This is a genomic window from Streptomyces sp. PTY087I2, from assembly GCF_001687325.1.
GTDB lineage: Bacteria > Actinomycetota > Actinomycetes > Streptomycetales > Streptomycetaceae > Streptomyces.
In genome coordinates this window covers 139,183-164,040 of record NZ_LZRD01000013.1, presented here as the reverse complement: position 1 = coordinate 164,040, position 24,858 = coordinate 139,183, and the positions used below count along the sequence as shown (strand labels likewise).

The following is a 24,858-nucleotide window of genomic DNA, read 5'->3' as shown; positions in this document are numbered from 1 at the left end:
AGAGCCTTGTAGCTGGGCCAATCCGGGCCAATGACGGGCCCTTCGGGCTCAGTCCCGGCCGGCCGCCTCGCGCGTGCGCTCGTAGTGGCGGGCCACCCGGGCCCGGTTGCCGCAGGAGGGCTTGCACCACTCCTGGCGGCCGTGGCTCTTGATGAAGTACCGGACGCAGCGCGGCGCGTGGCAGGCGCGCAGCTGCTCGCGCTGCGGCCCGCTCAGGAAGTCGACGGCATCGCGCGCCAGCGCCGCGACCAGCCGTACGCCCGGGTCGTCCTCGGCCGACAGCAGCCCTGACGTGGGGTTCTCACCGGCGGGCCAACGCAGTTGGGGCGCCACCGGCTCCAGGGCGGCCGCCTCGTTGAGCAGCCTCAGTGCCTCCTCGACGCCCATCCGCGGGTCGTCGCCGTCCTCACCGGGCACGCCCACACGGCCGCCGCCTCGACCTTCGCGGGCCGCCCCCTGATCGTCGGTCCCGCCGTCACCTGGACCCTGCGCCTGCCCTGGGAGGGCGACCGGCCTGCCGACCGGGACCAGCCGCCCGGCCTGGCGTTTCACGTCCTGGGCGAGGACCGGCGGCTGACCACCCACTTCCGTGTCGTCCTCTGATCCGGACCACAGGTTTTAATCCTCGGCCTCCCAGATGATCGTGTGCGATGATTTGCGCGCCTGCCGGGCCCGTCGGTGGCCCGGGCCGGCTGTTGCGGCGCGCGGTGCGTGCCACTCTCTTTGACGCACCCTCATATCGCACTCCCACATCGCACCCTCATATATCGCACCCCTTTTATCGAACGCAGGCCTGCGGGGCACGGAACAAGCCGCTACAGCGCTGCTCGACCCCGAAGGACAGACAGCCATGACCACCGCTTCCCTGCCCCAGCACCAGGACCTCTTCCTGGAGCCCCACTTCGCCGTGGACCTGACCGCGCCGGACGACGACGAGGACTTCGACGCCGCGTACGACGCGCTCCCCGCGCCCACCACCTCGGCCAGGGACCAGGAACGCCCGAACCGCCGCCCGCGCCGCCGGTAGGATCTCGCCCATGACGAGCCCCGAGTCGGACAGACTCCGGCCACCGGTGTGCCGGTGGCCGTGTCCGTGCTGAGCTCCGCCGACTGACGCCTCCCGGGTCGCCGGCCCCTCCATCACGGTTCCACGCCCGCCGGATCACCGCGGGTACGGGCCGTTCCCCCTCGCGTACGTGCTGAAGCACCGCCGTACGCGGAATTCGTGCCACCGGCCGAGCAGCTCAGCGCCGGGCACTTCTTCGCGCCGCCCCGCCGGACCTCCGGCGCGGCCGTCCGCGCGGCCCGTATCCCCGCACCCGGTCTGTCTGTCCACCCGACGGTTCCGTCCAAGGGGCTCCTCACCCATGCCATTCGCCGTCTATGCCCTCGGGCTCGCGGTCTTCGCCCAGGGCACCTCCGAGTTCATGCTGTCCGGGCTTCTCTCGGGCATCGCCGCCGACCTCGGCGTCTCCCTCTCCGCCGCCGGCCTCCTCACCTCCGCGTTCGCCGTCGGCATGGTCGTCGGCGCACCCGTCATGGCGCTGGCCGGCCGCACCTGGCCGCGCCGCCGCGCGCTGCTGCTCTTCCTCGCGGTGTTCGTCGCCGTCCACGTCGTCGGCGCTCTCACCCCCGGTTACGGGGTGCTCCTCGCGACCCGCTTCGTGGGGGCCCTCGCCAACGCGGGGTTCTGGGCGGTCGCGCTGAGCACCGCCGTCGCGATGGTCCCCGACCGGCTGAAGGGCCGGGCCACCGCCGTGGTGGTCGGCGGCGTGACGATCGCCTGCGTGGTCGGCGTACCGGCCGGCGCGGTGCTGGGGGAGCGGTGGGGGTGGCGATCGGCCTTCTGGGCGGTCGCGATCGTCTCGCTGCCCGCCTTCCTCGCGGTCCTGCGCACTGTCCCGGGCGGCCGCACTGTCCCGGGCGGCCGGGGAGACCGGGGAGACCGGGGAGAGCGAGGCGGCTTGGGCGTTACGGGCGGGGGCGCCGCGTCCGTACCCGGGTCCGCTGCCGCACCGATGCCCGCTCCCGTAGCCGTACGCGACGAACTGCGCGTCCTCACCGGCCCCCGGCTGCGGCCGGTCCTGCTCACGATGGCCCTGGTGCAGGGGGCGACCTTCTGCACGTTCTCCTATTTGGAGCCGCTCCTCACCCGCGAGACGGGCCTGGGCGCGGGATGGGTGCCGGTGGCCCTGGGGCTCTTCGGGGCGGGGGCGTTCGCCGGGGTCACGGTGGCCGGCCGGTACGCGGACGCCCGCCCGGTCGCCGTCGTCGTCACGGGCATGGCCGCTCTCACCGTCGGCTGGTCGGCGCTGGCGCTGACGGCGGGCAGCCCGGTGTTCGCCCTGGCCCTGGTCCCGCTGCTCGGCCTGCTCGCCTTCGGTACGGGCACCGCCCTGATCACCCGGGTCCTGGGCCTCGCCCCCGAAGCCCCGACCCTGGCCGGTGCTTTTTCGACGACCGCGTTCAACCTGGGGGCGACGGTGGGCCCGTGGGCGGGCGGCCTGGCGCTGGACGCGGGGCTGGGGCAGCGGTCGGCGGTCTGGGTGAGCGCCGTACTGGTGGTCCTGGCGCTGCTCACCGAAGGGGCACGGCAGTTGGGGCATGCGCGTGGCCGTGTCGATGTGCCTTTCCACCCGAGAGGGTGACATTGCCCGGAGAACACGCATATGGCACCCCAAAGGGTCGCCATGATGTGACGGTCCTCGCACTCTCCGCAGTCTCCGAGCCCGTGCCCATCGGGCCGCTGCCACGCGTGCGCGGACGGAGGAGCGACACAGTGTCAGGACAGCAGGGCGAGAGCGCTGAGAAGTCCATCGGAGCGTTCGCGCTCGCGGGTTCGCCCGCGGTCGCGGCGGTCGGCGGGGCCACGGCCCCGGCCGCCGACGAGGAGTGGGCGCTGCCGGGCGGCTTCGCCCGGGTCTACTACGGGGCCGGTCACCAGGGCATCGTGCGGCCGGTGCTCATGGCGGACGGGTTCAGCCTGGGGCGCAGCGATCTCGACGCGCTCTACCTCGGGCTGGAGGCGAACCACCCGCTCGTCGGCGACCTGCGGCGGCGGGGCCATGACGTCATCCTGGTCGGCTACGACGAGCGCAGCGCCTCCATTCTGGACAACGCGCATGCCGTCACCGCCGCCATCATGCGCACCACCGCCGAGCAGCTGGGCGACGCGCCGCTGACGGTCGGCGGCTTCAGCATGGGCGGCCTCGTGACCCGCTACGCGCTGGCGCGGCTGGAGCACCAGCGGATCGACCACCGCACGCGGCTGTACTTCTCCTACGACAGCCCCCACCGGGGCGCGGTCGTCCCGATCGGGCTCCAGGCGTTCGCGCACTTCATCCCGGTGCCCAACGACTTCGCGAAGCAGATGAACAGCACCGCCGCCCGGCAGATGCTGTGGCGCCACTACAACAGCCAGGACGGCTCCATCGGGGTGGACCCCGAGCGGGAGAAGTTCCTGGGCGCCCTGCGGGACGTCGGCGGCTGGCCCCGGATCCCCCGCCTGATCGGCGTGGCCAACGGCCGGGGCGACGGTCAGGGGCCGAACGTGCCGCCCGGCCAGACCGCGCTGGCCTCCACCGGCGACCGGGTCTACCCCGGGACGAAGCTGCTGACCCAGGCCGAGGGGCACGAGGCCGTCGTCGCGGAGCTGAAGCGGCTTTTCCCGAAGGCGGAGAAGACGATCAAGACGAGCGGGTTCCCGGCGCTCGACGGCGCCCCGGGCGGCACGCTCGGCTCGTACCGGATCCTCGCCTCCGCCCTGGAGAAGGCCGGAGCGACCGTGGACCTGCGCCACCCGGACGTCTGTTTCGTGCCCTCGGTCAGCGCGGTCGCCGTCCGCGACCTCGACCGGCCCGAGGACCTGTACGCGAACATCGACGACCTGCCGCCGGACGAGAGCGAGCTGGACGACTTCCTCTGCTCGTCCGAAACCACCGGGCACACGGCCATCACCGAGGAACTGTGCACCTGGCTGCTGGACCGGCTGCCGCGCTGATCACCGCGGTGCGGCAGGCGCCGGTACGGGCCGAGGGCCGCTGCTCCCGGGCGGGGGAGCAGCGGCCCTCGGCCGTGCGCGAGACGAATGCGCCGGTGAATCAGAGAACGCGGACCGCGCCGGTCGGCCGGTCGTAGTCCAGGGAGCGCTGCACCGTGCCGGTGCTGGAGTTCTGCGCACCGACGAACTCGCCGCCACCGACGTAGATCGCCACGTGGTACGCGCTGCCCGCGCCGCCCCAGTACAGGATGTCGCCGGGCTGGAGGCTGTCCAGGGAGACCTGGGTGCCGGCGGTCGACTGGGCCTGCGAGACGCGCGGCAGGTCGATGCCCGCCGTGCGGTAGGCGGCCTGCACGAGACCGGAGCAGTCCCACGCGTTCGGGCCGGTGCCGCCGGAGACGTACGCGTCACCGACCTGGGCCTTGGCGAACGCCACGATGGAGGCGGCGGAACCGCTCACGTTCGAGGAGGACGACGACGGGGCGGAGGCGGCGGCGGAGCTGCCGGAGTCCGAGGAGCCGGAGGAGGCGCTGAGCGTCGTGCGCTCGGCGGTCCGGGAGGCGCGCTCGGCGCGCTCCTTGGCCTCCGCCTCGGCCCTGGCCTTCGCGGCGGCTTCGGCCTTCTTCTTCGCCTCGGCCTTGCGAACGGCCTCGGCGTGGGCCTTCTTGGCCGTCTTCGCGGCCTTCTTCGCCGCGGCGTCCTCCGCGGCCTGCGTCTCCAGGTCGAGGGCGACCTGCTGCGTGGCCTGAGCGGAGGCGGCGACAGCGGTGGCGAGCCCGTCGGTGATCGTGGGCATCTCGATCGTCTGGGTCACCGGCTCGGCCTGGGCCGGACCGGCGGCACCCGCGACCGCGATGGTGCTGAGGAAGCCACCGGCAACTCCGGCCCGCAGTGCCGACTTCGAGGCGCGCTGACGGGGCTTCCGGTGGCTGGGTATGTGAGCGGTGTGGGACATGGGTACTAGCGCTATCAGGGCTGTAGGGGTCCCATCAAGAAACGTGTGTTGCGACACAGTTACGTTCGGAATCTGTGAATCCGCTTTCGGAGCGCCTTTATTGACGCCGTAACGGGCAAAACGGGCAGTCGCGATCAGGCCCGTGATCACTGCCTTTCGGTAATACGCCCGAATTGCCCGTCGCTTACCATCCGTTCACACCGATGGCCAAGCCCGGTTTCCCGATGCGAGGAAGCGGGTGGCACAGGTCACAGTGTGGGTGCGCCGAGGCGGGCAACCTTCGCGCCCGCGATGCGCGTGGGCGGGTCCGGGGGCGAGTGCCCTCCGGGCGGTCGGCGCGGGAGTGCCGGGCGCGCGCTCCAGGGGTTCGCCCGGCGCCCGCTCCGCACCCGTTCCGGAACTTCGTGAATGCGCGCACATGTCCCCTTCGGTCCCGGCCGCCCCTCGTCCGGGTGAGCGCCGAAGTCGACCGGGTCCCTTATCACCTCCGGGCCGTCCATCGCCAATTTGCTTGTACAGGCCGTCCATTGATAGCGCGGCACGCCTTTGACCAGCGGTAACACCATCGAATGTCACGTCTCGTGATCACTCGGCCGCTTCGCGTACGAAGATCACCGCTCATACGACTTCATGATCCTTCGTCAGGTGGTGGAGATCACAAAGTCGTTGTCGTACCCCGTGTCGCAGATCACAGGGGGCCGGGCATAGGATGCGGGGCAGTCGGGCTTGTGAACTGCCTCACATGTGCACGATCTTGGTGAGGTGGCGAGCCGGTCGCCCGATGCGGTCCAAAGGTCAAGGACGACTGGAAGGAGCGAGGAGCGTGAATGCCTACGCGCCCATCCTCGTGCTCGGCGCCCTCGGGGCAGGGTTTGCGATCTTCTCCGTGGTCATGGCCACGCTTATCGGCCCCAAGCGCTACAACCGGGCAAAGCTCGAAGCGTACGAGTGCGGTATCGAACCCACCCCGACTCCGGCCGGTGGCGGCCGCTTTCCCATCAAGTACTACCTGACGGCGATGCTTTTCATCGTCTTCGACATCGAGATCGTCTTCCTCTATCCCTGGGCGGTCTCCTTCGACGCCCTGGGGATCTTCGGGCTCGTGGAGATGCTGCTCTTCGTGCTCACCGTCTTCGTCGCCTACGCGTATGTGTGGCGGCGCGGCGGCCTGGAATGGGACTGAGGGGCTGAGGGGCACACCATGGGACTCGAAGAGAAACTGCCGAGCGGCTTCGTTCTGACCACGGTCGAGCAGGCCGCGGGCTGGGTACGGAAGGCCTCCGTCTTCCCGGCCACATTCGGACTGGCCTGCTGCGCCATCGAGATGATGACGACCGGTGCCGGCCGCTACGACCTGGCCCGGTTCGGGATGGAGGTCTTCCGCGGATCGCCGCGACAGGCGGACCTGATGATCGTCGCCGGCCGGGTGAGCCAGAAGATGGCGCCCGTCCTGCGTCAGGTCTACGACCAGATGCCGAATCCCAAGTGGGTCATCTCCATGGGGGTTTGCGCGTCATCGGGCGGTATGTTCAACAATTACGCCATTGTGCAGGGCGTTGACCATGTTGTTCCGGTGGATATCTATTTGCCGGGTTGTCCGCCCCGCCCCGAGATGCTGCTGGACGCCATCCTCAAGCTCCACCAGAAGATCCAGGACGGCAAGCTCGGGGTCAACGCGGAGGAGGCCGCCCGCGAGGCGGAGGAAGCGGCCCTCAAGGCACTGCCCCTGATCGAGATGAAGGGGCTGCTGCGGTGAGCGACCACACCCACGGCGAGGAACAGAACGGCAACGCCGTACCCGCGCCGCGCGACACCGGCGGCGAGGTCATCCGCGTCCGCAAGGGCATGTTCGGCGCGAACAACGGCGGCGACACCTCCGGCTACGGCGGCCTCATCCGCACCGTCACCCTGCCGGGAGCCGCCTCTCGGCCCTACGGCGGCTGGTTCGACGAGGTGGCCGACGAGCTCGAAGGGGCCCTGGAGGAACAGGACCTGCTCCCCGAGAACGCCATCGAGAAGACCGTCGTCGACCGCGACGAGCTGACCTTCCACATCGCCCGCGAACACCTGGTCCAGGTCGCCCGCACTCTGCGCGACGACCCCGCCCTGCGCTTCGAGCTCTGCACGGGCGTCAGCGGCGTCCACTTCCCGGGCGACAAGGGCCGCGAGCTGCACGCCGTCTACCACCTGCGCTCGCTCACCCACGGCCGGATCATCCGGCTGGAGGTGTCCGCCCCGGACAGCGACCCGCACATCCCGTCGCTCGTCGCGGTCTACCCGACCAACGACTGGCACGAGCGCGAGGCGTACGACTTCTTCGGGCTCGTCTTCGACGGGCACCCCGCCCTGACCCGGATCATGATGCCGGACGACTGGCAGGGCTTCCCGCAGCGCAAGGACTACCCGCTCGGCGGCATCGCCGTCGAGTACAAGGGCGCCCAGATCCCGGCTCCGGACCAGCGGAGGTCGTACTCCTGATGACCACTCCCCACGCAACACCTCGCGCCACGACCGAGGGGACCGTATATACGGTCACCGGCGGCGACTGGGACGAGGTCGTCGAATCCGCGGTGAAGTCCGACGACGAACGCATCATCGTCAACATGGGCCCCCAGCACCCGTCCACGCACGGCGTGCTCCGCCTCATCCTGGAGATCGACGGCGAGACCGTCACCGAGGCCCGCTGCGGCATCGGCTATCTCCACACCGGCATCGAGAAGAACCTCGAATTCCGCAACTGGACACAGGGCACCACCTTCGTCACGCGCATGGACTACCTGACGCCGTTCTTCAACGAGACGGCGTACTGCCTGGGCGTCGAGAAGCTCCTCGGCATCGAGGACCAGGTCCCCGACCGGGCCACCGTCATCCGCGTGCTGCTGATGGAGCTCAACCGGCTCTCCTCGCACCTGGTCTGCATCGCCACCGGCGGCATGGAGCTCGGCGCGACCACGATCATGATCTACGGCTTCCGCGATCGTGAACTGGTTCTCGACCTCTTCGAGCTGTTCACCGGACTGCGCATGAACCACGCGTTCGTCCGCCCCGGCGGCCTCGCCCAGGACCTGCCCCCGGGCGCGGTCGACCAACTGCGCGAGTTCATCAAGACCATGAAGAAGAACCTGCCGGAGTACGACAAGCTCGCCACCGGCAACCCCATCTTCAAGGCCCGTATGCAGGACGTCGGCTACCTCGACCTCACCGGCTGCATGGCGCTCGGCGCCACCGGCCCGGTGCTGCGCTCCGCCGGCCTCCCGCACGACCTGCGCAAGACCGACCCGTACTGCGGCTACGAGACCTACGACTTCGAGGTCCCCACCGCCGACACCTGCGACTCCTACGGGCGCTTCCTCATCCGGCTGGAGGAGATGCGCCAGTCGCTGCGGATCATCGAGCAGTGCATCGAGCGCCTGGAGCCGGGTCCGGTCATGGTCGCCGACAAGAAGATCGCCTGGCCCGCCCAGCTCGCGCTCGGCCCCGACGGTCTCGGCAACTCCCTCGACCACATCCGGAACATCATGGGCACCTCCATGGAAGCCCTGATCCACCACTTCAAGCTGGTGACCGAGGGCTTCCGGGTCCCCGCCGGACAGTCGTACACCGCCGTCGAGTCCCCCAAGGGCGAACTCGGCGTCCACGTCGTCTCCGACGGCGGCACCCGCCCCTACCGGGTCCACTTCCGCGACCCGTCCTTCACCAACCTCCAGGCCATGGCGGCGATGTGCGAAGGCGGCCAGGTCGCCGACGTCATCGTCGCCGTCGCGTCCATCGACCCCGTGATGGGAGGCGTCGACCGGTGACCACCTCACGCCAAGACGTCAGTCTGGGGATGCCGCAGCTCCCCGCCACCCCCTACCCGGCCGAGGTACGCGCCCGGCTCGACGCGGACGCCAAGGAGGTGCTCGCCCGCTACCCCGGCAGCCGCTCCGCCCTGCTGCCGCTGCTGCACCTCGTGCAGTCCGAGGAGGGCTACGTCTCCCGTACGGGCATCGCCTTCTGCGCCGAGACGCTCGACCTCACCACCGCCGAGGTCACCGCCGTCTCCACCTTCTACTCCATGTACCGGCGCAGGCCGAGCGGCGACTACCAGGTCGGCGTCTGCACCAACACCCTGTGCGCGGTGATGGGCGGCGACGCCATCTTCGACACGCTCAAGGAGCACCTCGGGGTCGGCAACAACGAGACCACCGAGGACGGCAAGGTCACCCTCGAACACATCGAGTGCAACGCCGCCTGCGACTTCGCGCCCGTCGTGATGGTCAACTGGGAGTTCTTCGACAACCAGACGCCCGAGAGCGCCACGCAGCTCGTCGACGACCTGATCGCCGGCCGCACCGTCGAGCCGACCCGGGGCGCCCCCCTCTGCTCGTACAAGGAGACCGCCCGCATCCTCGCCGGCTTCCCCGACGAGCGCCCCGGCGCCGTCGAGGCCACCGGAGGCGCGGGCCCCGCCTCCGTCGTCGGGCTGAAGCTCGCCAAGGGCGAGGCGCTCCCCAAGGCGCGCGTGGTCGCCCCGCGCGCCGGACAAGCCGGGGGCGCACGGCCCCAGGACGGGCAGCCGCACGACGCGCAGGTCCACGATCCGTCGCCGGCCGAGCGCCTGAGCTCTCATGACGCACCGCAGCAGACCTCGGCCTCCGACCCGGAGCACCCGGCCGGGCCCGCAGCCGAGGAGGGGGAGTGATGACCTTGGCCGCCGAGATCGACCACAACGGGACGAGCCCCGAGAAGCTGCTCGCCCCCGTCCTCTCCTCCTTCTGGGATCAGCCCGAGTCCTGGACGCTGGACACCTACCGCCGCCACGAGGGCTACGAAGGGCTGCGCAAAGCGCTGGCCATGGCGCCCGATGATCTCATCGCGTACGTCAAGGACTCCGGTCTGCGCGGCCGCGGTGGCGCGGGCTTCCCCACCGGGATGAAGTGGCAGTTCATCCCGCAGGGCGATGGCAAACCGCACTATCTAGTTGTCAACGCCGACGAGTCGGAGCCGGGGACCTGCAAGGACATCCCGCTCCTCTTCGCGAACCCGCATAGCCTCATCGAGGGCATTGTGATCGCCTGTTACGCGATCCGTTCTTCGCATGCGTTCATCTACCTGCGCGGTGAGGTCGTCCCCGTGCTGCGACGACTGCACGAGGCCGTACGAGAGGCGTACGAGGCGGGTTATCTGGGGACGAACATCCTGGGCTCAGGACTCGATCTAGAACTCACGGTGCACGCGGGTGCGGGTGCGTACATCTGTGGTGAGGAAACCGCGCTGCTCGACTCTCTCGAAGGACGGCGTGGCCAGCCCCGGCTGCGTCCCCCCTTCCCTGCGGTCGCCGGTCTGTACGCCTGTCCCACTGTGGTGAACAACGTCGAGTCCATCGCGTCGGTTCCCGCGATCCTGAACAAGGGCAAGGACTGGTTCAAGTCGATGGGCAGCGAGAAGTCCCCGGGTTTCACGCTCTACTCGCTCAGCGGCCATGTCACCAGCCCCGGCCAGTACGAGGCCCCGCTCGGCATCACGCTCCGTCAGCTCCTCGACATGAGCGGCGGCATGCGGGCCGGGCACCGGCTGAAGTTCTGGACGCCGGGCGGCTCCTCCACCCCGATGTTCACCGAGGAGCACCTCGACGTCCCCCTCGACTACGAGGGCGTCGGCGCCGCCGGATCCATGCTCGGCACCAAGGCGCTCCAGTGCTTCGACGAGACGACCTGTGTCGTGCGGGCCGTCACCCGCTGGACCGAGTTCTACGCCCACGAGTCCTGCGGCAAGTGCACACCCTGCCGCGAAGGGACCTACTGGCTGGTCCAGTTGCTCCGGGACATCGAGGCCGGCAAGGGCGAGATGGCCGACCTCGACAAGCTCAACGACATCGCCGACAACATCAACGGCAAGTCGTTCTGCGCGCTCGGCGACGGCGCGGCCTCGCCGATCTTCTCCTCGCTCAAGTACTTCCGCGAGGAGTACGAGCAGCACATCACCGGCAAGGGCTGCCCCTTCGACCCCGCCCGGTCCACGGCCTGGGCCGACGACACGAACACCGACGGCAAGAACGCTCACCGGGGGGTGAACGCATGACAGTCACCACGAGTGCGCCCTCCGGGGGCGGCGAGGCGGCGGTTCCGCCCGAGGACCTGGTCACGCTGACCATCGACGGCATCGAGATCAGCGTCCCCAAGGGGACCCTGGTCATCCGGGCCGCCGAACTCCTCGGCATCGAGATCCCGCGCTTCTGCGACCACCCGCTCCTCGACCCCGCCGGCGCCTGCCGCCAGTGCATCGTCGAGGTCGAGGGCCAGCGCAAGCCGATGGCCTCCTGCACCATCACCTGCACCGACGGCATGGTCGTCAAGTCGCAGATCACCTCTCCTGTCGCCGAGAAGGCGCAGAAGGGCGTGATGGAGCTGCTGCTGATCAACCACCCGCTGGACTGCCCCGTCTGCGACAAGGGCGGCGAGTGCCCGCTCCAGAACCAGGCGATGTCGCACGGCGGCGCCGACTCCCGGTTCGAGGGGAAGAAGCGGACCTTCGAGAAGCCCGTCCCGATCTCCACCCAGGTGCTGCTGGACCGCGAGCGGTGCGTGCTCTGCGCGCGCTGCACCCGGTTCTCCAACCAGGTGGCGGGCGACCCGATGATCGAGCTGATCGAGCGCGGCGCGCTCCAGCAGGTCGGCACCGGCGAGGGTGACCCGTTCGAGTCGTACTTCTCCGGCAACACCATCCAGATCTGCCCGGTCGGCGCGCTGACCTCGGCGGCGTACCGGTTCCGCTCCCGCCCCTTCGACCTGGTCTCCACCCCCTCGGTGTGCGAGCAGTGCTCGGGCGGCTGCTCCACCCGGACCGACCACCGGCGCGGCAAGGTCATGCGGCGTCTCGCGGCCAACGAGCCCGAGGTCAACGAGGAGTGGATCTGCGACAAGGGGAGGTTCGGCTTCCGCTACGCCCAGCAGCGCGACCGCCTCACCACCCCGCTGGTCCGCAACGCCGACGGCGAACTGGAACCGGCGAGCTGGCCCGAGGCGCTGGAAGCCGCGGCGGCCGGACTCCTCGCCGCCCGCGGCCGCACCGGCGTCCTGACCGGCGGCCGGCTGACCGTCGAGGACTCCTACGCGTACAGCAAGTTCGCCCGGGTCGCCCTCGACACCAACGACATCGACTTCCGCTCCCGCGTCCACAGCGCCGAGGAGGCCGACTTCCTGGCCGCCCGGGTCGCCGGCCGCGGCCGGGACCTCGACGGCGAGGGCGTCACGTACACCGCGCTGGAGAAGGCCCCCGCGGTCCTCCTCGTCGGGTTCGAGTCCGAGGAGGAGGCCCCCGGAGTCTTCCTCAGGCTGCGCAAGGCCCACCGCAAGAGCGGCCAGAAGACCTTCGCGCTCGCCTCGCACGCCACCCGGGGCCTGGAGAAGGCGGGCGGCACCCTGCTGCCCGCCGCCCCCGGCACCGAGACGGAGTGGCTGGACGCGCTCGCGGGCGGCGTCGGCCTGGAGGCCGAAGGGGCCGCGGCCGCCGAGGCGTTGCGCGGCGAGCACGCGCTGATCATCGTCGGCGAACGGCTCGCGGGCGTACCCGGCGCACTGTCCGCCGCGATCCGCACCGCCACCGCAACCGGCGCACGCCTGGTGTGGATTCCGCGCCGGGCGGGCGACCGGGGCGCGATCGAGGCGGGCGCGCTCCCCTCGCTGCTGCCCGGCGGCCGCCCGGCCACCGACCCGCGGGCCCGTGACGAGGTCGCGGCGCTGTGGCGGGTGGCCGAACTGCCCTCCCGCCACGGCCGCGACACCGGCCAGATCGTCGAGGCCGCGGCCACCGGCGAACTGGGCGCACTGCTCGTCGCCGGCGTCGGCGTCGAGGACCTGCCCGACCCGAACCGCGCCATCGAGGCGCTGAACGAGGTCGGCTTCCTGGTCTCCCTGGAGCTGCGGCCGAGCGCGGTCACCGCCCGGGCGGACGTGGTCCTCCCGGTCGCCGCCGTCGCGGAGAAGTCCGGCACCTTCCTCAACTGGGAGGGCCGGGTCCGGATGTTCCAGGCGGCGCTGAAGCCCGAGCAGATGCCCCGGACGCTCGCGCCGACCGACTCCCGGGTGCTGCACATGCTGGCCGACGCCATGGACGTGCACTTCGGGCTGCCCGACCTGACCGCCGCCCGCCGCGAGCTGGACCGGCTCGGCGGCTGGGAGGGCGGCCACGCGGACGACCCGCGCGAGGGCGCGCAGCCGCTGCCCCGGCCCGGCGACGGCGAGGCGGTCCTCGCGGGCCACCGCATGCTGCTCGACCTCGGCCGGCTCCAGGAGGGCGACACCGCGCTCGCCGGAACCCGGCACGCGGCCGTCGCCCGGCTCTCGGCGGTCACCGCCGCCGAGACCGGCGTCAAGGACGGCGACCTGCTCGCCGTCACCGGACCCGCCGGCACCGTCGAACTGCCCCTGAAGGTCACCGACATGCCGGACCGGGTGGTCTGGGTGCCGCTGAACTCGGTGGGACGCGGCATCCCCGCCGACACCGGCGTGAACCCGGGCGGCCTGGTGCGGATCGGCCCCGCCGCCGCACAGGGCGCTCCCGTCGAACCATCGGAGGTACGAGCGTGACTGGCCTCGCCGCACTCACGACGGCGCCCGAGGGCGTCGTCCTCGCCGCCGAGGATCTCTCGATGTTCGGCACCGACCCCTGGTGGCTCGTGCTGCTCAAGGCGGTCTTCTGCTTCGCGTTCCTGATGCTGATCGTGCTCTTCTCGATCGTCTGGGAGCGCAAGGTCGTCGCCTGGATGCAGCTGCGCATCGGCCCCAACCGGCACGGCCCCTGGGGGCTTCTCCAGTCGCTCGCCGACGGCGTCAAGCTGATGCTGAAGGAGGACGTGGTCGTCAAGGGCTCGGACAAGGCGGTCTACATCCTCGCCCCGATCCTCGCGGCGATCCCCGCCTTCATGGCGATCGCGGTCATCCCGTTCGGGCCCGCGGGCAACGAGATCTCCATCTTCGGCACCCGTACGACGATGCAGCTGACCGACCTGCCGATCGCCGCGCTGTACATCCTCGCGGTCGGCTCGGTCGGCGTGTACGGATTCGTCCTCGGCGGCTGGTCGTCGGGCTCGACGTACCCGCTGCTCGGCGGAATCCGCAGCTGTGCCCAGATGATCAGCTACGAGATCGCGATGGGCGCCGCCTTCGCCTCGGTCTTCCTCTACTCCGGGTCGATGTCGACCTCGACGATCGTGGAGGCGCAGGCGGACCGCTGGTACATCATCCTGCTACCGGTCTCCTTCATCATCTACATGGTGACCATGGTCGGCGAGGCCAGCCGGGCCCCGTTCGACATGCCGGAGTCCGAGGGCGACCTGGTCGGCGGCTTCAACACCGAGTACAGCTCGATCAAGTTCGCGATGTTCATGCTCGCCGAGTACATCCACATGGTGACCGTGTCGATGATCGCGGTGACGCTGTTCCTCGGCGGCTGGCGGGCCCCGTACCCGGTCTCCGCGTTCTGGGAGGGGGCGAACCACGGCTGGTGGCCGATGCTCTGGTTCTTCCTCAAGCTCCAGGCGCTGATCTTCTTCTTCATCTGGCTGCGCGGCACCCTGCCCCGGGTCCGCTACGACCAGCTGATGAAGCTCGGCTGGAAGGTCCTCATCCCGGTCTCCGTGGTCTGGCTGATGCTCGTCGCCACCGTCCGCGCGCTGCGCAACGAGGGCTACGACTTCTCCCGGATCGTGCTGTACGTCGGCGCGGCCGTGCTCGCGGTCCTGCTGATCTCCTTCGCCGTCGACATGTTCCGCGACCGGAAGCGGCGGAGCGAGGCGGAAGCGGCCGGACCCGAGCCCGCCTTCGACCCGATGGCGGGCGGATTCCCGGTGCCTCCGCTGCCCGGACAGAGCCTGCCGCCGGTGCCCAGGCGCACTCCACGACGCGAGCGGGAGCTCGTTGTCAGTGGCGGGCCGGATACTCAGAGTGACGGAAACGCGAGTGACGGAAAGGAGGCCGGCGGTGTCTGAGAAACCAGAGCTCACGGGCTCATCGGGATCCGCTGGGTCCTCGGGCGGGGCAGAGGAGCCGGGGGAGAAGTTCCAGAACCCGGTGGCCGGCTTCGGCGTGACCTTCAAGGCCATGTTCAAGAAGCGGCTCACCGAGCAGTATCCGGAGACGCCGAAGACGACGGCGCCCCGCTTCCACGGCCGCCACCAGCTCAACCGCCACCCGGACGGCCTGGAGAAGTGCGTCGGCTGCGAGCTGTGCGCCTGGGCGTGTCCCGCCGACGCGATCTACGTGGAGGGCGCGGACAACACCGAGGAGGAGCGCTACTCCCCGGGCGAACGCTACGGCCGCGTCTACCAGATCAACTACGCGCGCTGCATCCTGTGCGGACTCTGCATCGAGGCCTGCCCCACCCGGGCGCTGACCATGACGAACGAGTTCGAGCTCGCCAACACCACCCGCGAGAGCCTCATCTACACCAAGGACGAGCTGCTCGCGGGGCTCCAGGAGGGCATGGTCGACAGCCCGCACGCGATCTACCCCGGCATGGACGAACAGGACTACTACCGGGGCGTGGTCACCGAGGCCGCCCCCGGTACGGTCCGGCAGACGGCCGTGTCCAAGGGCGAGAGCGACAAGCCCGACGAGGACCCCATCGAGTCCGCCCGGGCCGCCGACGCCCGGCAGGACAAGGGGGTGGACGCGTGAACGCGCTGGCCGCAGCCACCACCACCTCCACCGGCGAGGCCTTCCAGTTCTGGATCCTGGGCACCGTCGCCGTGATCGGCGCGCTCGCCACGGTCCTGCTGAAGAAGGCCGTGCACAGTGCGCTCTCGCTCGCCGGCACCATGATCATCCTCGCGGTGTTCTACCTCGCCAACGGGGCCTATTTCCTCGGCGTCGTCCAGATCGTCGTCTACACCGGCGCGATCATGATGCTGTTCCTCTTCGTCGTCATGCTCGTCGGCGTCACCGCGGCGGACTCCCTCAAGGAGACCCTCAAGGGGCAGCGCTGGCTGGCCGCCGGATGCGCCCTCGGCTTCGGCATCCTGCTGATCGCGGGCATCGGCAACGCCTCGCTCTCCACGTTCAACGGGCTCGGCGCCGCCAACACCCGGCACGGCGGCAACGTCGAGGGACTCGCCAATCTCATCTTCACCAAGTACGTCTTCGCCTTCGAGATCACCGGCGCCCTGCTGATCACGGCGACGGTCGGCGCGATGGTGCTCACCCACCGCGAGCGCACCGAACGGGCCAGGACCCAGCGGGAGCTGGCCGAGCAGCGCGTCCGCGAGGGCAAGCACCTCCCGCCGCTCCCCGCCCCCGGCGTCTACGCCCGGCACAACGCGGTGGACATCCCCGGTCTGCTCCCCGACGGCACGCCGTCCGACCTCACCGTCATGCAGACGCTGCGGAAGCGCGGTCAGATCCGGGACGTCTCGCAGAAGTCCCTCGCCGATCTCAAGGCCCTGGAGCAGCGCTCCGGGGAGCGGCTCGGACGTGAGGACGCGGACGCCGTGACACGCGGGGCAGGCCCCGCGTCCGCGGCGGAGAATTCGGAGGCCGCCCAGTGAACCCGGTCAACTACCTCTACCTCGCGGCCCTGCTGTTCGCGATCGGCGCCTCCGGGGTGCTGATCCGGCGGAACGCGATCGTGGTGTTCATGTGCGTCGAGCTGATGCTCAACGCCTGCAATCTGGCGCTCGTCACGTTCTCCCGGATGCACGGCAACCTCGACGGGCAGATCGTCGCGTTCTTCACGATGGTCGTCGCCGCAGCGGAAGTCGTCGTCGGACTCGCGATCATCGTGTCGTTGTTCCGCTCCCGCCACTCGGCCTCGGTCGACGACGCCAGCCTGATGAAGCTGTAAGGGGTCGGAAACGTGGAGAACCTGATTGCGCTGCTCGTCGCGGCGCCCCTGCTCGGAGCGGCGGTCCTGCTCTGCGGCGGCCGCCGGCTCGACAAGACCGGCCACTGGCTCGGTACCGCGCTCGCCGCCGCCTCGTTCGTCGTCGGACTGATCCTCTTCACCGACATGCTGGGGAAGGGCGCCGAGGACCGGGCCCTGCACCAGCACCTGTTCAGCTGGATTCCGGTGGAGGGCTTCCAGGCCGACATCGCCTTCCAGCTCGACCAGTTGTCGATGACGTTCGTCCTGCTCATCACCGGTGTGGGCACGCTGATCCACATCTACTCCATCGGCTATATGGAGCACGACGAGCGCAGGCGCCGCTTCTTCGGCTACCTGAACCTGTTCCTCGCGGCGATGCTCATCCTGGTCATCGCCGACAACTACCTGCTGCTGTACGTCGGGTGGGAGGGCGTCGGTCTGGCGTCGTTCCTGCTCATCGGCTTCTGGCAGCACAAGCCCACCGCGGCCACCGCCGCGAAGAAGGCCTTCCTGGTCAACCGGGTCGGCGACATGGGCCTCTCGATCGCCATCATGCTGATGTTCACCACCTTCGGCACCTTCGCCTTCGGGCCGGTGCTGGAGTCGGCGGGCGAGACGAGCCAGGGCAAGCTGACGGCCATCGGCCTGATGCTGCTGCTGGCCGCCTGCGGCAAGTCGGCCCAGGTGCCGCTCCAGTCCTGGCTCGGTGACGCGATGGAGGGCCCGACCCCGGTCTCCGCCCTCATCCACGCCGCGACCATGGTCACCGCCGGTGTCTATCTGATCGTCCGCTCCGGCGCGATCTTCAACGCCGCCCCGGACGCCCAGCTGGTCGTCGTCATCGTCGGTGCGGTCACCCTGATCTTCGGTGCGATCGTCGGTTGCGCGAAGGACGACATCAAGAAGGCGCTCGCCGGCTCCACGATGTCGCAGATCGGGTACATGATCCTCGCCGCGGGCCTCGGCCCCATCGGCTACATCTTCGCGATCATGCACCTGGTGACGCACGGCTTCTTCAAGGCCGGGCTCTTCCTCGGCGCGGGCTCCGTCATGCACGGCATGAACGACGAGGTCGACATGCGCAAGTACGGCGGCCTGCGGAAGTACATGCCGGTCACCTTCATCACCTTCGGGCTCGGCTATCTGGCCATCATCGGCTTCCCCGGCCTGTCCGGCTTCTTCTCCAAGGACAAGATCATCGAGGCGGCCTTCGCCAAGGGCGGCACCGAGGGCTGGATCCTCGGCTCGGTCGCCCTGCTGGGCGCCGCGATCACCGCGTTCTACATGACGCGCGTGATGCTGATGACCTTCTTCGGCGAGAAGCGCTGGCAGCCGGATGCCGAGGGCCACGAGCCGCACCCGCACGAGTCCCCGAGGTCGATGACCATCCCGATGATCGTGCTGGCCTTCGGCTCGGTCTTCGCGGGCGGGTTCTTCGCCATCGGCGACCGGTTCGTCAACTGGCTGGAGCCGGTCACCGGTTACGACCACGGGCATTCCCCGCTGAGCGCGGCCACGGTCACCGGAGCCACCGTGGTGGCCCTGGTCGTCGGCGTCGGCATCGCCTGGGCGATGTACGGCCGCAAGCCGGTCCCGGTCGTCGCCCCGCGCGGCTCGGTCCTCACCCGGGCCGCCCGCCGCGATCTCCTCCAGGACGACTTCAACCACGTGGTCCTGGTCCGCGGCGGCGAGCACCTCACCCGCTCGCTGGTCTACGTGGACCACTCCCTGGTCGACGGCGTCGTCAACGGCACGGCCGCTTCGGTCGGCGGGCTCTCCGGCCGGATGCGCAAGCTCCAGAACGGCTACGCCCGCACCTACGCGGTCTCGATGTTCGGCGGTACGGCGGTCGTCATCGCCGCGACCCTGCTGATGAGGGCGGTCTGATCACATGTCCTTTCCCCTCCTGACCGCGACGGCGGCGCTCCCGGCGATCGGCGCGATCGCCACCGCCGCCGTCCCCGCCGCACGGCGCACCGCGGCCAAATGGCTCGCGCTGCTCTTCTCGCTCGGCACGCTCGTCCTGGCGGCCGTCGTCTTCGCCCGCTTCGAACCGGGCGGCGACCGCTACCAGCTCACCGAGTCCCGGTCCTGGATCGCCGACTTCGGCGTCCGGTACGAACTGGGCGTCGACGGCATCGGGGTGGTCCTCCTCGGCCTCACCGCGCTGCTCATCCCGTTCGTCATCGCGGCCGCCTGGCACGACGCCGACCCCCTGGAGACGAAGTCCTCGCGCTGGCGGCCCACCCAGGGCTTCTTCGCGCTGATCCTCATGGTCGAGGCCATGGTGATCCTGTCGTTCCTCGCGACCGACGTCTTCCTCTTCTACATCCTGTTCGAAGCCATGCTCATCCCGATGTACTTCCTCATCGGCGGCTTCGGCGACCGGGCCCACGCGGGCACCGACGAGAGCGCCGCGACCCAGCGCTCGTACGCGGCGGTCAAGTTCCTCCTCTACAACCTGGCCGGTGGTCTGATCATGCTGGCCGCGGTCATCGGCCTCTACGTGGTCGCGGGCAGCTTCTCGCTCTCCGAGATCGCCGAGGCCCGCGCCAACGGCTCCCTGGAGATGGCGACCAGCACCGAGCGGTGGCTGTTCCTCGGGTTCTTCTTCGCCTTCGCGGTGAAGGCCCCGCTGTGGCCGCTGCACACCTGGCTGCCCAACGCGATGGGCGAGGCGACCGCCCCGGTCGCCGTGCTGATCACCGCGATCGTCGACAAGGTCGGCACCTTCGCGATGCTCCGCTTCTGCCTCGGGCTCTTCCCGGAGGCCAGCAAGTGGGCGACGCCGGTGGTCATCACCCTGGCGCTGATCTCCATCGTGTACGGGGCGCTCCTCGCGGTCGGCCAGCGCGACATCAAGCGGCTCATCGCCTATGCCTCGATCTCGCACTTCGGCTTCATCATCCTGGGCATCTTCGCGATGACCAGCCAGGGCCAGTCGGGCGCCACGCTCTACATGGTCAACCACGGCATCTCCACGGCCGCGCTGCTGCTGGTCGCGGGCTTCCTCATCACCCGGCGCGGCTCGCGGCTCATCGCGGACTACGGCGGGGTGCAGAAGGTCGCCCCCGTGCTGGCCGGGACGTTCCTCATCGGCGGGCTCGCCACCCTGTCGCTGCCCGGACTCGCCCCGTTCGTCAGCGAGTTCCTGGTCCTGGTCGGCACGTTCAGCGCGTATCCGGTGGCCGGCATCATCGCCACCTCCGGCATCGTGCTCGCAGCCCTCTACGTCCTGGTCCTCTACCAGCGCACGATGACCGGCCCGGTACAGGAGTCGGTCCGCTCCATGCCGGACCTCCGGGCCCGTGAGCTGGCGGTCGCGGTTCCGCTGATCGCCGTGCTGATCTTCCTGGGCGTCTTCCCGAAGCCGCTCACCGAGGTCGTCAACCCGGCGGTGCAGCACACCATGTCCGACGTACAGAAGAAGGACCCCCAGCCCGAGGTGGAGGCCGCCAAGTGAGCGCAACAGCTGTCCACAGCCTGTGGACGACGGCGAGCGGGGTGACAGCGGCGGCGCCGGGCGACTCGTTCACGGCGCCGAAGATCGAGTACACCCAGCTGATGCCGGTCCTGATCATCGTGGTCGCCGCCGTCCTGGGCATCCTGGTCGAGGCCTTCGTGCCGCGCCGGGCCCGCTACCACACCCAGCTCTTCCTGACCGTGGTGGCGGTCGCCGCCTCGTTCGCCGCGATCGTCGGCCTCGCCGCCGGGGGATACGGCACCACGAAGGCCCAGATCGCGGCCATGGGCGCGATCGCGATCGACGGCCCCACCCTGTTCCTGCAAGGGACCATTCTCCTGGTCGCCATGGTGGCGGTGTTCACCTTCGCCGAACGCCGGCTCGATCCGGGCAGCCACGGCAACCGCGTCGACTCGTTCGCCGCCCAGCCCGGGGCCGTACCGGGCGGCGAGGGCGAGAAGGCCGCGGTGCGGGCCGGGTTCACCATGACCGAGGTCTTCCCGCTGCTCCTCTTCTCGGTGGCGGGGCTGCTGGTCTTCCCGGCCGCCAACGACCTGCTGACGCTCTTCGTCGCGCTGGAAGTGTTCTCGCTCCCGCTCTACCTCCTGTGCGCCGTCGCCCGCCGCAAGCGGCTGATGTCGCAGGAGGCGGCCGTGAAGTACTTCCTGCTCGGCGCGTTCTCCTCGGCGTTCCTCCTCTTCGGGATCGCCCTCATCTACGGCTACGCGGGCTCCCTCTCGTACGCCGAGATCGCCAACGTCGTCGACGGCTCGGTCCTGGAGATCGACCCCGCACTCGCCGACACCATGGGCAACGACGCGCTGCTGCTCATCGGCGGCGCGATGATCCTCACCGGGCTGCTCTTCAAGGTCGGCGCGGTCCCGTTCCACATGTGGACCCCGGACGTCTACCAGGGCGCCCCGACCCCGGTCACCGGCTTCATGGCCGCGGCCACGAAGGTCGCCGCGTTCGGCGCGCTGCTGCGCCTGCTGTACGTGGCGCTGCCGGGCCTCACCTGGGACCTGCGGCCGGTCCTGTGGGCGGTGGCGATCATCACGATGCTGGGCGGGGCGATCGTCGCGATCACCCAGACCGACATCAAGCGGCTGCTCGCCTACTCCTCGATCGCGCACGCGGGCTTCATCCTCGCGGGCGTCATCGCGGCCAACCCGGAGGGCATCTCCTCGGTCCTCTTCTACCTGCTGGCCTACTCCTTCGTGACGGTCGGCGCGTTCGCCGTCGTCACGCTGGTGCGGGACGCGGGCGGCGAGGCCACCCACCTGTCGAAGTGGGCCGGGCTCGGCCGCCGCTCGCCGCTGGTCGCGGCGGTCTTCGCGGTGTTCCTGCTGGCCTTCGCGGGCATCCCGCTGACCTCCGGGTTCTCGGGCAAGTTCGCGGTGTTCAAGGCGGCGGCCGAGGGCGGGGCCGGGGCGCTGGTCGTCGTCGGTGTGCTCTCGTCGGCCGTCGCGGCGTTCTTCTACATCCGGGTGATCGTCCTGATGTTCTTCAGCGAGCCGAAGGCGGACGGCCCCACGGTCGCCGTCCCGTCCCCGCTGACCATGACGACGATCGCGGTCGGCGTCGCCGTCACCCTGGTGCTGGGCCTGGCCCCGCAGTACTTCCTGGACCTGGCGAGCCAGGCGGGGGTCTTCGTGCGGTAGCGGTAGACCGCGCGGGGAAGCCCCGCAGTATGAGCGGCAGCAGCGCCGGACGGTCGGTTATCCACAGACCGTCCGGCGTTGTCGTAGGAGCCGCCTATCGTGGACGGGGACGAGAGCAGGACGGGACAGGGCCGGGCGAGCGGACCCTCGGCGGACCCTCGGGGGACAGAGCATTGGGCGTGAGCATGGACGAGACCACCGGGACGGTGACCGGCACCGGCGCGGACGGCGAGAGCGAGGCGCGGCGGACACTGCACCGCGTCTTCGGGTACGAGTCGTTCCGCGGCGAGCAGGGCGCGATCATCGAGCATGTGGTGGCGGGCGGCGACGCGGTCGTGCTCATGCCCACCGGCGGCGGAAAGTCCCTCTGCTACCAGATCCCGTCCCTGGTCCGGCGGGGCACCGGCGTCGTCGTATCCCCGCTGATCGCCCTCATGCAGGACCAGGTCGACGCCCTGCGGGCGCTCGGCGTCCGGGCCGGCTTCATGAACTCCACGCAGGACTTCGACGAGCGCCGCTCGATGGAGGCGCAGTTCCTCGCGGGCGAGCTGGACATCCTCTATCTGGCGCCCGAGCGGCTGCGGCTGGACTCCACGCTCTCGCTGCTGGCCCGAGGTGAGGTCTCCGTCTTCGCGATCGACGAGGCGCACTGCGTCGCCCAGTGGGGCCACGACTTCCGCCCCGACTATCTGGCCCTGTCCGTGCTCGGCGAGCGCTGGCCGGACGTGCCGCGCATCGCCCTGACGGCGACCGCGACGAACGCCACGCACGAGGAGATCACCCGCCGCCTTGGCATGCCGGACGCGAAGCACTTCGTGGCGAGCTTCGACCGGCCGAACATCCAGTACCGGATCGTGCCGAAGGCCGACCCCAAGAAGCAGCTTCTCTCCTTCCTCAAGGAGGAGCACGACGGGGACGCGGGCATCGTCTACTGCCTCTCGCGCAACTCCACCGAGAAGACCGCCGAGTATCTGACCCGCAACGGCATCGACGCCGTGCCGTACCACGCGGGCCTGGACGCCGCCACGCGCGCCGCCCACCAGGCGCGGTTCCTCCGGGAGGAGGGGCTCGTCGTCGTCGCGACGATCGCGTTCGGCATGGGCATCGACAAGCCGGACGTCCGTTTCGTCGCCCACATCGACCTGCCCAAGTCGGTCGAGGGGTACTACCAGGAGACCGGCCGTGCGGGCCGGGACGGGGAGCCGTCCACGGCCTGGATGGCGTACGGACTCCAGGACGTCGTCCAGCAGCGCAAGCTCATCCAGGGCGGGGAGGGCGACGAGGCGTTCCGCCGCCGGGCCGCCTCCCATCTGGACTCCATGCTGGCCCTGTGCGAGACGGTCCAGTGCCGCCGGGCCCAGCTGCTGACCTACTTCGGCCAGGAGCCCACGGCCCCCGCCTGCGGCAACTGCGACACCTGCCTCACCCCGCCGGAGACGTGGGACGGCACGATCGTCGCGCAGAAGCTTTTGTCCACGGTGGTGCGGCTGAAGCGCGAGCGGAACCAGAAGTTCGGCGCGGGCCAGATCATCGACATCCTGCTGGGCCGCAAGACCGCGAAGGTCATCCAGTTCGACCACGACCAGCTCTCCGTCTTCGGCATCGGCGAGGAGCTGGCCGAGGCGGAGTGGCGCGGAGTGGTCCGCCAGCTGCTGGCCCAGGGCCTGCTGGCGGTCGAGGGGGAGTACGGCACGCTGGTCCTCACCGACGAGAGCGCGACGGTGCTCGGCCGGGAGCGGGAGGTGCTGCTCCGCAAGGAGCCGAAGAAGCCGACGTCCCGCTCGTCGTCCGGGTCCGGCAGCGGCAAGGGCGCCAAGGGCAAGGCTGCCGCAGACCTCCCGCCGTCGGCCGTCCCCGTCTTCGAGGCGCTGCGCGCGTGGCGCGGGGCGACGGCGAAGGAGCAGGGCGTCCCGGCGTACGTGATCTTCCACGACGCGACGCTGCGGGAGATCGCGACGGTCCACCCGACGACGATCGGGGAGCTGGGAGGCATCAGCGGCCTGGGCGAGAAGAAGCTCGCGACGTACGGGGAGGGCGTCCTGGAGGTCCTGGCCCAGACGTCCCCGGGAGCTGCCCCGGAGGAACCGGCGTCCCAGGCCCCCGAGGCCCCGGTCCCGGCACGCGCGCCCCGGGCCCCCGCCCCGGCGGCCCCGGCCCGCGCACCACGTACGACGGCCCCTTCCTCGGCCCGTAAGCAAGCCCCGGCCGCGCCCCCGCAGCACAGCGACCCCGAGTTCGGCTGGGACGAGGAGCCGCCCGAGTACGAGTGAGGAGCGTGGCCGGGCAGCGGTGTCGACAGGGCGGTGAGACCTACTCCGGGTCCGCCGCCCGGCGGCGGGCCGTGATCGCCGTCAGGTCCAGATCCACGGGGAACGGCACCGACACCTTCATCCGGTCGTGGAAGATCCCGGTCGAGGTGTACGCCCCGGTGGCCGGCTCCCGCTCGAAGACGTACACCACGGCTCGCCCGTCGTGGTTCTCCACCCGCCAGTAGTGGGGGATCGTCGCGCGGGCGTACTTCACGGGCTTGGTCTCCCGGTCGCGGGTCACTGAATCCTCGGAGACGACCTCGACGGTCAGCAGCACGGAATCGGCGGGCAGCCGTGTCTGGTCCATGCTCTGGATGACCCTTTCGGGCACGACGATCAGATCGGGTTCGGGACGGTTGTGCCGATCGATGTCGATGGTGAAACGGCTGATCGTATGCGTACCGGGCAGAGCTGCGGCGCGCAGATGTTCCCCGAAGAAGCTGATGGCGCGCGAGTGGAAGAGCGTCTGCGGGCAGGGGAACACCAGGCTCCCGTCGATCAGCTCCGTGTGGGACGGCAGATTCGGGAGTGTGTCCAGGTCATCGGCGGTCCAGCCGCCCTCGGGTGGGACTGCCCACTGAGGCTCGGAGGTTTGGTCGTCCTCGTTCATCCGTGCTCCATGCGAGGAG

General features: G+C 70.2%; 20 protein-coding genes and 2 pseudogenes. 19 read left to right on the top strand and 3 right to left on the bottom strand.

The window, feature by feature from the left end:
* Positions 1-48 precede the first annotated feature (48 nt).
* Positions 49-378 (bottom strand): annotated as a pseudogene (locus A3Q37_RS16805) (CGNR zinc finger domain-containing protein); the annotation flags it as partial.
* Between A3Q37_RS16805 and A3Q37_RS36470 the strand changes: the two are divergent.
* From A3Q37_RS36470 to A3Q37_RS16790, 4 genes and pseudogenes are all read left to right on the top strand, one after another.
* A pseudogene (locus A3Q37_RS36470) lies at positions 352-603 on the top strand (phosphodiesterase); the annotation flags it as partial. The pseudogenes A3Q37_RS16805 and A3Q37_RS36470 sit on opposite strands and share 27 nt — an antisense overlap.
* Before the next feature lie 247 nt (positions 604-850).
* Positions 851-1,027, top strand: a complete 177-nt coding sequence (locus A3Q37_RS37250) for a hypothetical protein (protein WP_176711431.1) — start codon at positions 851-853, stop codon at positions 1,025-1,027.
* A 340-nt stretch (positions 1,028-1,367) separates the two neighbouring features.
* The gene (locus A3Q37_RS16795; RefSeq protein ID WP_065485165.1) at positions 1,368-2,648 is read left to right on the top strand and encodes an MFS transporter; all 1,281 of its coding nucleotides are present in this window, start codon (positions 1,368-1,370) and stop codon (positions 2,646-2,648) included.
* A 131-nt stretch (positions 2,649-2,779) separates the two neighbouring features.
* The gene (locus tag A3Q37_RS16790; protein ID WP_065485163.1) at positions 2,780-4,000 is read left to right on the top strand and encodes a triacylglycerol lipase; all 1,221 of its coding nucleotides are present in this window, start codon (positions 2,780-2,782) and stop codon (positions 3,998-4,000) included.
* Positions 4,001-4,100: 100 nt separating this feature from the next.
* Here A3Q37_RS16790 and A3Q37_RS16785 read toward each other — a convergent pair whose 3' ends face one another.
* Entirely contained in the window at positions 4,101-4,955 is an 855-nt protein-coding gene (locus A3Q37_RS16785; RefSeq protein WP_065485161.1) for a C40 family peptidase, read from the bottom strand.
* An 823-nt stretch (positions 4,956-5,778) separates the two neighbouring features.
* Between A3Q37_RS16785 and A3Q37_RS16780 the strand changes: the two genes are divergently transcribed.
* The 15 genes from A3Q37_RS16780 (at position 5,779) to recQ (ending at position 24,190) form a co-directional block, all read left to right on the top strand.
* On the top strand, positions 5,779-6,138 hold the full coding sequence (locus A3Q37_RS16780) for an NADH-quinone oxidoreductase subunit A (protein ID WP_003967084.1): 360 nt from the start codon (positions 5,779-5,781) through the stop codon (positions 6,136-6,138).
* An 18-nt stretch (positions 6,139-6,156) separates the two neighbouring features.
* Positions 6,157-6,711, top strand: a complete 555-nt coding sequence (locus A3Q37_RS16775) for an NADH-quinone oxidoreductase subunit B family protein (RefSeq protein ID WP_065485157.1) — start codon at positions 6,157-6,159, stop codon at positions 6,709-6,711.
* Positions 6,708-7,433 carry an NADH-quinone oxidoreductase subunit C gene (locus tag A3Q37_RS16770; protein WP_065485155.1) on the top strand — a complete coding sequence of 242 codons (726 nt, stop codon included), beginning with the start codon at positions 6,708-6,710 and terminating at the stop codon, positions 7,431-7,433. Before A3Q37_RS16775 ends, A3Q37_RS16770 begins: the two co-directional genes overlap by 4 nt.
* A complete protein-coding gene (locus A3Q37_RS16765) occupies positions 7,433-8,755 on the top strand; it encodes an NADH-quinone oxidoreductase subunit D (RefSeq protein ID WP_065485152.1) in 1,323 nt (440 codons plus the stop codon). The genes A3Q37_RS16770 and A3Q37_RS16765 overlap by 1 nt, the downstream gene beginning before the upstream one ends.
* A gap of 29 nt (positions 8,756-8,784) precedes the next feature.
* Entirely contained in the window at positions 8,785-9,639 is an 855-nt protein-coding gene (gene nuoE, locus A3Q37_RS16760; protein WP_065485150.1) for an NADH-quinone oxidoreductase subunit NuoE, read from the top strand.
* The gene (nuoF, locus tag A3Q37_RS16755) at positions 9,636-11,018 is read left to right on the top strand and encodes an NADH-quinone oxidoreductase subunit NuoF (protein ID WP_176711430.1); all 1,383 of its coding nucleotides are present in this window, start codon (positions 9,636-9,638) and stop codon (positions 11,016-11,018) included. The genes nuoE and nuoF overlap by 4 nt, the downstream gene beginning before the upstream one ends.
* Entirely contained in the window at positions 11,015-13,525 is a 2,511-nt protein-coding gene (locus tag A3Q37_RS16750; RefSeq protein ID WP_065485146.1) for an NADH-quinone oxidoreductase subunit G, read from the top strand. Before nuoF ends, A3Q37_RS16750 begins: the two co-directional genes overlap by 4 nt.
* Positions 13,522-14,925: an NADH-quinone oxidoreductase subunit NuoH gene (gene nuoH / locus A3Q37_RS16745; RefSeq protein WP_065485144.1), complete on the top strand. Its 1,404-nt coding sequence runs from the start codon at positions 13,522-13,524 to the stop codon at positions 14,923-14,925. The genes A3Q37_RS16750 and nuoH overlap by 4 nt, the downstream gene beginning before the upstream one ends.
* The gene (gene nuoI / locus A3Q37_RS16740) at positions 14,918-15,613 is read left to right on the top strand and encodes an NADH-quinone oxidoreductase subunit NuoI (protein ID WP_065485142.1); all 696 of its coding nucleotides are present in this window, start codon (positions 14,918-14,920) and stop codon (positions 15,611-15,613) included. The genes nuoH and nuoI overlap by 8 nt, the downstream gene beginning before the upstream one ends.
* Positions 15,610-16,479, top strand: a complete 870-nt coding sequence (locus A3Q37_RS16735; protein ID WP_065485140.1) for an NADH-quinone oxidoreductase subunit J — start codon at positions 15,610-15,612, stop codon at positions 16,477-16,479. The genes nuoI and A3Q37_RS16735 overlap by 4 nt, the downstream gene beginning before the upstream one ends.
* Positions 16,476-16,775 carry an NADH-quinone oxidoreductase subunit NuoK gene (nuoK, locus tag A3Q37_RS16730; protein WP_007451729.1) on the top strand — a complete coding sequence of 100 codons (300 nt, stop codon included), beginning with the start codon at positions 16,476-16,478 and terminating at the stop codon, positions 16,773-16,775. Before A3Q37_RS16735 ends, nuoK begins: the two co-directional genes overlap by 4 nt.
* 12 nt (positions 16,776-16,787) lie before the next feature.
* Positions 16,788-18,683, top strand: coding sequence for an NADH-quinone oxidoreductase subunit L (gene nuoL, locus A3Q37_RS16725; protein WP_065485137.1), 1,896 nt, complete (start codon positions 16,788-16,790; stop codon positions 18,681-18,683).
* A gap of 4 nt (positions 18,684-18,687) precedes the next feature.
* Positions 18,688-20,259 (top strand): NADH-quinone oxidoreductase subunit M, encoded by a 1,572-nt coding sequence (locus tag A3Q37_RS16720; RefSeq protein WP_065485135.1) that lies wholly within the window; start codon positions 18,688-18,690, stop codon positions 20,257-20,259.
* Positions 20,256-21,920 carry an NADH-quinone oxidoreductase subunit NuoN gene (nuoN, locus tag A3Q37_RS16715; protein WP_176711429.1) on the top strand — a complete coding sequence of 555 codons (1,665 nt, stop codon included), beginning with the start codon at positions 20,256-20,258 and terminating at the stop codon, positions 21,918-21,920. The genes A3Q37_RS16720 and nuoN overlap by 4 nt, the downstream gene beginning before the upstream one ends.
* A 185-nt stretch (positions 21,921-22,105) precedes the next feature.
* Positions 22,106-24,190, top strand: a complete 2,085-nt coding sequence (recQ, locus tag A3Q37_RS16710; protein WP_065485131.1) for a DNA helicase RecQ — start codon at positions 22,106-22,108, stop codon at positions 24,188-24,190.
* 40 nt (positions 24,191-24,230) lie between these two features.
* Here recQ and A3Q37_RS16705 read toward each other — a convergent pair whose 3' ends face one another.
* Positions 24,231-24,839: a Uma2 family endonuclease gene (locus tag A3Q37_RS16705; protein WP_065485129.1), complete on the bottom strand. Its 609-nt coding sequence runs from the start codon at positions 24,837-24,839 to the stop codon at positions 24,231-24,233.
* Positions 24,840-24,858 lie beyond the last annotated feature (19 nt).